Annotated in this window: 7 protein-coding genes; all 7 read right to left on the bottom strand. The window is 49.7% G+C overall.

Features of this window, described 5'->3' with window-relative positions; genetic code table 11:
• Nucleotides 1-17: 17 nt before the first annotated feature.
• The 7 genes from yjcS to alsR all read right to left on the bottom strand — a co-directional run bounded on the left by yjcS (nt 18) and on the right by alsR (nt 8,397).
• Nucleotides 18-2,003, bottom strand: coding sequence for an alkyl sulfatase YjcS (yjcS, locus tag E0D98_RS19060; protein WP_001065991.1), 1,986 nt, complete (start codon nt 2,001-2,003; stop codon nt 18-20).
• Nucleotides 2,004-2,275: 272 nt separating this feature from the next.
• The gene (alsK, locus tag E0D98_RS19055) at nt 2,276-3,205 is read right to left on the bottom strand and encodes an allose kinase (RefSeq protein WP_001171699.1); all 930 of its coding nucleotides are present in this window, start codon (nt 3,203-3,205) and stop codon (nt 2,276-2,278) included.
• Nucleotides 3,189-3,884 (bottom strand): D-allulose-6-phosphate 3-epimerase, encoded by a 696-nt coding sequence (gene alsE, locus E0D98_RS19050; protein ID WP_001311314.1) that lies wholly within the window; start codon nt 3,882-3,884, stop codon nt 3,189-3,191. Before alsE ends, alsK begins: the two co-directional genes overlap by 17 nt.
• Before the next feature lie 10 nt (nt 3,885-3,894).
• Nucleotides 3,895-4,875 carry a D-allose ABC transporter permease gene (alsC, locus tag E0D98_RS19045; protein WP_000507106.1) on the bottom strand — a complete coding sequence of 327 codons (981 nt, stop codon included), beginning with the start codon at nt 4,873-4,875 and terminating at the stop codon, nt 3,895-3,897.
• On the bottom strand, nt 4,854-6,386 hold the full coding sequence (gene alsA / locus E0D98_RS19040) for a D-allose ABC transporter ATP-binding protein AlsA (protein WP_000235249.1): 1,533 nt from the start codon (nt 6,384-6,386) through the stop codon (nt 4,854-4,856). Before alsA ends, alsC begins: the two co-directional genes overlap by 22 nt.
• A 126-nt stretch (nt 6,387-6,512) precedes the next feature.
• Nucleotides 6,513-7,448: a D-allose transporter substrate-binding protein gene (alsB, locus tag E0D98_RS19035; protein ID WP_001046195.1), complete on the bottom strand. Its 936-nt coding sequence runs from the start codon at nt 7,446-7,448 to the stop codon at nt 6,513-6,515.
• Nucleotides 7,449-7,506: 58 nt separating this feature from the next.
• Nucleotides 7,507-8,397, bottom strand: a complete 891-nt coding sequence (gene alsR, locus E0D98_RS19030; protein WP_000083216.1) for a D-allose utilization transcriptional regulator AlsR — start codon at nt 8,395-8,397, stop codon at nt 7,507-7,509.
• Between the last annotated feature and the right edge of the window lie 68 nt (nt 8,398-8,465).

Genomic DNA, 8,465 nt, shown 5'->3' with positions numbered 1-8,465 from the left:
CCCAAAAGCGAGTGACATTAATTTGGGGTTACGATATTCACCCACAAATCGAAATTATCCAGACAGGCGATAATTTCTTCCAGTTTCGCGCCATTGCCAATAATTTTGGCTTTCTTCGCTTTTACCAGATCCGCCATTTTGGCTTGCCCGGTCAGCACGGCGTGCAGATCTTCACGGCTGATGTAGAAAGAGGCGTCAGCTTGGGATTGCAGTGTTTTACGGTAGTTAAGCACGCTATCGTTCAGCGTCAGGTTGAGGTTATCGCCATTGCTCATATTGAAGTTCAGGCTGATATTTTTACCCGCGGCTTTCGCGCTATCGAGGCGAACGGACATAAAGTCGAACAGCATTTCGACCGACATCCCGCGAATGGTGTCCGGGGAACCGGTGGTGCCGTGGCTGAACTTATGCACCCCTTCGCGCAGCTCTTTCGCGCCGGTCAGGTAGAAACCGCGCCAGGTGGCGGACTCGGCCTGATAGCCCAGCTGTTCAAAGTTATTCGCTTGCAGATTCTTCGCGACCTGGTCACCCGGGTTGGCGGCAATCACCTGTTTCAGCAGTTCTGCCGACCAGCGGTAATCACCTTGCTTGTTCGCTTCTTGCGCCAGGTTGATGACACGGGCAGAACCGCCCAGCGCCTGCACGTAACGTTTACCCATCTCCACCTGACCATACGGATGCAGGTTAGCCGGGTTACCGTCGTAATAGCCAAGATAGAAGTTATACACCGCGCGGGCGTTGTGGCTGACAGAACCGTAATAGCCACGGCTGGCCCAGTTATTGGCAAGTGCAGGCGGCAGTTTAATCATGTCGCCGATTTCATTCATGGTGTAGCCCTGGTTCGCCAGGTGCAGGGTCTGGTCGTGAATGTACTTGATAGTATCGCGATATTTACCAATATAATCATTGATATGCTTATTGCCCCAGACCGGCCAGGTGTGCGGCATAAACAGGACTTCCGCGTCGTTACCCCACATATCCAGCGTTTCGTTCAGATACTCGGTCCACTTGCTGGTGTCGCGGGTTTTCGCGCCGCGCAGAGTGTAGAAGTTGTGCAGGGTATGCGTGGCGTTCTCGGCGGTACACAGCGCTTTCAGGGCCGGAATATAGAAGTGCATTTCGGCTGGTGCTTCGCTACCTGGGGTCATCAGGAAGTCAAACTCCAGGCCGTCGATAATCATCTTCTCACCGGTTTTGGTGATGGTTTTGTTCGGTGCGATGATGCTCGGGTAGCCCGATGCCAGCGTTACGCCAAGACCATTGCCGATGTTACCCTGAGGGTTATGCGCCAGCAGCAGGCCGTAGGAGTAAAGTGCACGGCGGCTCATAATATTACCCGCCAGTACGTTTTCGCTGATGGCTTCGTCCATAAAGCCAGCAGGGGCGATAACCTGCACTTTACCGGATTTCACATCGGCTTCAGAGATAATGCCTTTCACGCCGCCATAGTGGTCGGTATGGCTGTGGGTATAAATAACCGCAACAATCGGTTTTTGCGGGCGATTTTGGAAGTAAAGGTCAAGGGCGGCTTTTGCGCTCGGTGGCGTCACCAGCGGGTCGATGACAATAATCCCGGTATCACCTTCGATAAAGGTGATGTTGGAGATATCCTGACCGCGAACCTGGTACATTCTGTCGGTGACTTTAAACAGGCCGGAAATACCGTTTAACTGCGACTGACGCCACAGGCTAGGGTTAACGGTTTCAGGCGCGGGCGCATTGATATCAAATTTATAATCTTCCCCGCGATAATATGGTTTGCCATTAGCATCGCGCAGAATACCTTCATCCAGCAGCGGAGCGATAAATCCACGCTGAGCGTCGTCAAAATCCTGACGATCGCTAAACGGTAATGATTTGGCGTAATTCTGATTAACCTGTTGGGTATATTGAGTGGCGGCTTTCGCTTCCTCTTTCGCGTTAGCGGTATTTACCATCATGCCGCTGGCGGCAGTTAACGCAATAATAATTCTGCTCAAACGGAATAACCGAGAGTTATTCATATAAATCTCCATTTATCATTTATGTCGTAAATATGTAATCCATGCAAAATACGTCATTTAAAGCTGGGGTTATCATAATTGGGAATTTGCGACTTTAATAAGTGGAAGTGTGAGCTGAACGATCCATTTTATTAGGCATTTGTGCTGAAGAGGAAAAGTTACAGTAAAACTATCATTGCAGAAAATAATATGAGCCGTTTTATGTGTTTATTATATATATTGTACCTGTCGTTGGCACAGCGGGACATTGCGCTACTGTGCCAACGCTTTACTCATGGGGCTTTAGCACAGGACTGTGGCAAAAAATGTTGATGCGCCAATATTGCTGCACCCTGAGCGCCATTAAAGTCAGAAGATGAGGCGGCAATAAAGCGCACGACCTGATGCGGCAGTGGACGGCGCAGGTACTTTTGGGTCATGGCAATGAGAGTCTCGCGTGGGAAGGCGGGCATATCCATCACGCCACCGCCCAGAATCACCGCATCGGGATCGAACAGATTAATGCTGGTGGCAATGGCCCGTGCCGCGTTTTCAAGCAGACTCTGGACGAAAGGGGCGTTTTCCGCATGGACGAAAAGGTCGCTCAATGGGTAATTTCGGGGCTGTTGTTCGTACCAGCGTCTTAGCGCCATTCCAGAGCAATTGGTTTCCAGGCACCCAGGATTGCCACACGCGCAGTGTTGGGTCATATCTCCCAGGGGGATATGACCCAGTTCGCCTGCCACACCGTGTGCACCCGTCCACGGCGCACCGTTCATCCACACTGCGAACCCCATCCCCGTACCGAGATAGGCCGCCAGAACCAGTTGTTGCGTAAGGCGGTTTTCTACTACGTCCCAGGAGAGTTGCAGGTTAACGTCGCGGGAAAACTCAACCGGACAATTCAGCGTATTTTCGAGCTTATCGGCGAGATCATATAAATCCGCCGCTGTTAACGGCAGGTTAGGCGTAGAAATTATGGTGCGTTTATCTTTACTGACCAGCGCCGGAAATCCCATCACCAGACCATGACAGCGAGCGTTAAAGCGCCTGAGTTGCTCGTCAATCATTTCGCCGATACCCGACACCAGGCTGGGAGCAATGACTTCTGCGGTCCGCTTTTTTTCGCAGTGTAGCGTTTCACCTTCTGCTGTCCGCAGACAAAAGCGGATATGCGTTGCCCCCATATCCACGCCCGCTACGACGTTATGCTGTTTTTGCATGAGGCTGTACCTCGCTTTTTGCAGCCAGAATCTGCGCGGTCATAATTCTCCATGCTTCGTCGATATTTTCCGCATGATTAAACAGGCCGGAAGTGCCGACGATAAAGACATCCGCTCCTGCCGCCATTAGTTTTTCGTAAGTTGCCTGGTTGCAGGAACCGTCCACCTCAATTTCGTACTCCAGACCTTCTCGTTCACGCCATGCCTTCAGTTCGGCAAGTTTATCCAGCATTTCAGGAATGAACGGTTGTCCGGCAAAGCCGGGATCGACAGTCATGACCGTAATTTTATCGGCCTTATGGATATAGTATTTCATGGCCTCAACTGGCGTCTCCGGATTAAGGATCAGCCCCACTTTCATGTCATGACGGCGGATTTCATCAATCAGGCGGAACGCCTGGCCGTTGATGGTTTCCGGATGCAGAGTGATAAAATCTGCTCCCGCACGTGCCAGTTGAGCAATGTAATCCTGCGGCCGCGTCACCATCAGATGACAGTCGAGCGGTTTAGTTGCCAGTTTTTTAACCTGACTTACGAAGAACGGTGAGAGTGTCAGATTGGGGACAAAGTGACCGTCCATGATATCGATGTGGAAGTAATCGGCATGGCTGTCGATAAATTCGATCTGTTCTTTAAATTTCAGCAGATCCATACACATTAACGAGGGGGAGATTTTCATGTTCAATTCCTTACTTACTGATAAGACGGTCAAGGGCGACAGCCGCGATAATTAATCCGCCCATCACCACCAGTTGGTAATAGGTTTGTACCTGCAAAATATTCAGACCGTTGTTGATGGTGCCGATGATCAACCCGCCAATCACCACAGAGAAAATGCGCCCCTTGCCGCCGAAGAAACTGGTGCCGCCAATGATGGCGCTGGCAATGGCATAGGTTTCAAAACCCATACCGGCAAGCGGTTCTGCGGCACCGAGTCGTGCAGTTGAGACGACGCCTGCCAGACCTGCACAAACACCGGAGATGATAAACACCACCAGGATGTGGAATTTCACGTCAATCCCGGAATAGAACGCCGAATTTTTGTTGCCGCCCAGTGCGTAGATGTTGCGCCCGAGCCGCATACGCGTTGTCAGAAACCAAAGGATGAGCGCGACAATTAGCGAGAAGATAACGGGGACAGGTATCCCAATTACGCTGGCGGCAAAGAAGTTCACGAAGTCAAAGGAGAAGCCGTATACCGAGTTGGCATCGGAGATCACCAGCGTGATCCCACGGAAAATCGCGTTGGTGCCAAGGGTGATGATGAACGGGTGTAGCCCCGTCCAGTTGACCAGGCAGCCGTTGATCGCCCCCAGTGCGCCGCCAACCAGTACACCGCCAATCATCGCTGCGAGAAACGGGTCAACACCTGCCAACATCAGTTTGGCGGTCACCATACCGGAAAGCGCCAGAATCGCGCCAACCGAGAGGTCGATACCAGCGACCAGGATAGCGAAAAACTCGCCCATGCCGATCAATACCGTCACGGAGCTTTGAACAAAAATCTGGGTAATATTATTGGTGGTCAGAAAATATTCTGGCGACAGCGAACCAAAAATGGCGACGATGATCGCCAGGATAAAAAAGGTGCCGTATTTATCCCAGAACAGCGCAAAGTTGAACGGTTTCTTCTCGCTCGCTTCGCTTTTTACTCTTGTGGTAAAGCCCATGCCATAATCTCCTCTTCGCTCATGTCATCGCGATTCGTCAGGATTTGCGTCAGTCGTCCTTCGCAGAACACGGCGATGCGGTCGCAGACGGTGATAATTTCAGGTAGTTCAGATGACACCATCAGGATGACTTTTCCGTCGTCCGCCAGTTGGCGCATCACTTTGTAAATTTCGGCTTTCGCGCCAACGTCGATGCCGCGGGTAGGTTCATCGAAAATAATCACTTCCGGGCAACAGCACAGCCATTTGGAGATCAGGACTTTCTGCTGATTTCCCCCGGAGAGTTCGGTGATATTCTGGTTTACCGAATGACATTTCAGCGCCAGCAGTTCGCGTTGATTTTCAGCGGTACGTTGCTCGTCAACTTCATGAAACAAGCCCATCGCGCCTTTATAGCCGCCGTCTTTCAGACTGCGGCTGATCGCCATGTTCTGAGCGATGGAAAAGTTGGGGAAAAAACCGTTATCCCGGCGGCTTTCAGTGATGTAAGCCATCCCTTTTTTCACGGCATCCAGGGGGGAACGTGGAGAGATATCTTTGCCATTAAGACGGATTTCTCCGCCAGCGCGTTTATCAACGCCAAACAGGCAATTCATCAGTTCAGTACGTCCGGAACCGACCAGCCCGGCAAAGCCTAATATTTCTCCCCGGCAGACGCTAAATGAGATATCCCGGACCTTTTTTCTGTCACGGCTGGTGACGTTGCGCACCTCAAAAACCGTTTCGTGCGCAAGGTTGCTGACATTCTCCTTCATCGCGTTAAAACGGTTTTGCAATTCGCGGCCTACCATCAGACGGACGATATCGTCATTTGACACATCGCTCACCATGCCGCTGCAAACGCTGCTGCCGTCTTTCATCACCGTATAGCGGTCGCAAATACGGCGAATTTCCGCCAACTTATGCGAGATATAGACGATGGCCGTACCCTCTTTACGCAACTGATTCATGATCAGAAACAGATAGTCCACCTCTTTATTGGTGAGTGAGGAGGTGGGTTCATCCATGATGATGACTTTGGCATCGAGCATCAGCGTTTTGGCAATTTCCAGCATCTGCTTGTGGCTGATAGATAAATTCGCCACTTTCTCATCTAAATCAACTTTCAAGCCCACGCGTAATAACATCATGGCGGCGCGGACACGCATTTCTCGCCAGTCGATAATATTGACGCCACAGATTTTTTTCGTCAGATGACGACCAATATATAAATTTTCCAGTACGGTTAATTCATCAATAACGCTGAGTTCCTGATAAATAATCCCGATACCGAGTTGTGCCGCTAATTTATGATCCAGCTTGTTATAGTTAATGTTATTAATAGTAATGGTGCCTTTGGTCGGCTCATGTATTCCGGATAAAACCTTCATTAGCGTGGATTTACCCGCGCCATTTTCTCCTAGTAATGCATGTATTTCACCAGGATAAACCGTTAAATTAACCGACTTTAATGCGTGAACCGGACCAAAGGACTTGCCGATCCCCGCCATCGATATATATGGCGTGGCCATAAATAACCTCTCTGCACGAAATATCGTATTATTGCCTGATGGCTACGTTTATCAGGTCTACGTTCAGGTTATTTTGTTGGCCGGATAAGACACTTCATTAGCATCATCATCCGGCATCATTCAGTTTTATTGAGTGACCAGGATTGAATCGACCAGTTTAAATTCCGGTGCTTTATCCAGCGGAATAACCTTGCCGGATTTCTCAGCGTCAACCATCAGCTTCAGACCCGTTGCGCCAATATCTGCCGGGTTCTGGGCAACCGTCGCGGTCATTTGTCCGGCTTCCACCATTTTGCGGGCTTCCGGAATTCCATCTGTACCGACGACCAATATTTTGCCCGTTTTTCCGGCGTTTGCGACTGCCTGAGCAACACCCATTGCCATCGTGTCATTCGCGCAATAGATCGCTTTAATATTCGGATTACGTTGCAACACGTTAGTGGCGACATCCAGTGCTTTAATGCGGTCCCAGTCGGCAGGCTGGCTGGCGACAAGCTTGATCTGGCTTGCTTTTTTGAAGGCTTCGGTGGCACCATTACGACGCGCTTCACCGGAGGCGTTACCGGCTTTACCCTCAATGATTGCGACTTCACCACCTTCAGCACCCAATTTGTCAATAATGAACGACGCGCCTTTCGCCCCGACAGCAACGTTATCGGTGGTGACAAAACCTTCCACATTGCCGCCAGCTTTTTTCAGATTATCCATGTCGATTTTTTCATCGAGATTAACCAGATAAATGCCTTTTTTCCATGCGCGGGCGACAGGCATGACCAGATTCACTGAGGATAATGGAGCGAAGGCGATACCTTTGTAATTTTTATTACTGAGATCTTCAAATAACTGCAATTGAGATTGAAAATCGCCTTCTGAAGGAGAGGCAAAAATATCAACGCTGACGCCCAGTGTTTTTGCTTCATCTTCAATGCCTTTTTTCATATCTACCCAAAATGGGTTGGAGAGGGTTTTCAATACGACAGCATATTCGGCGGCAGCAAAAGCGCTGGTTGACAACATTAAGCCCACGAGTGTGCTGCTGAAATATTTCAGATATTTATTCATAATATTGTTCTCACGGTAAGGGGACAGGTAACTCCGCGATGGCGGAATTACCTTTTTCTTATTTCAGCGCGCCTGGTGAGAAGAAATCAACAATTGCGCCGGTTTTTTGCATATTAATATTAGCTTGTTCAATGTTGAGCTGGGCGACAGAGACAAAAAAAGCGTCCAGCAAAGTTAGTTGTAATATTCTTGCCGAGGCATTACGACCTAATAACGGCGTTTCCGGGGCTGGTGAGCAAATAATATAATCGGCCAGTTTCGCTATTGGTGAATGGTAGCTATGCGTTATACAAATAATCTTTGCCCCGTTCTTTTTTGCCAGTTCTACGGCCGCTTTTACATCACTGGTTCGCCCGGAATGGGTCACTACCAGCACAACATCTCCTTCCTGTAACAACGAAGCGGACATCATCATGATGTGAGCGTCCGGATAGGCCTGACAGCGTACGCCAATGCGCAAGAACTTGTGCTGTACATCAGCACAGATAGCATTTGATCCTCCGGCACCGTATAAATCCCGCTGTCTGGCCTGATAGAAAAAGCGGGCGGCACGGTGGATCTCATCAACGTTGACGATCGACTGACCTTCCATAATGGTGCGTAAAGTGATGTTAAATACCTTATTCACCACATCCTGCGGCGCTTCATCAAAAGCCAACTCGGAAGGCAATACTTGTTCTGACTGAGAAAAATAATCTTCCAGCGCACTGCGTAAGTTACGAAAGCCGCTAAACCCCAGCAGCTTTGATACCTTAACTATCATCGCTTCAGATACCGCCAGAGCTTCTGCGACATCTTTAATTGCGGGTGCACAACTCAGGTTACCGGGTTTGAGTAACCACTCCACGATGCGGCTTTCATTTTCTGTCATTCCTTCCTGTTTCATTCGCAGGTAAGGCGCTAACCCTATACCGTTCGGAAGCGCTGAATCAAACTCTGACTGGCTCATCACGTTCTCTTGTCCTTGAATTGAAGACGCCACTATATCACCACAGCAAGAACAGAAAAGATGCTGGC

Source organism: Escherichia sp. KCJ4928 (genome assembly GCF_004352695.1).
Classification (GTDB): Bacteria; Pseudomonadota; Gammaproteobacteria; order Enterobacterales; family Enterobacteriaceae; genus ECMA0423.
This window is presented reverse-complemented; position numbering and strand designations above follow the sequence as displayed.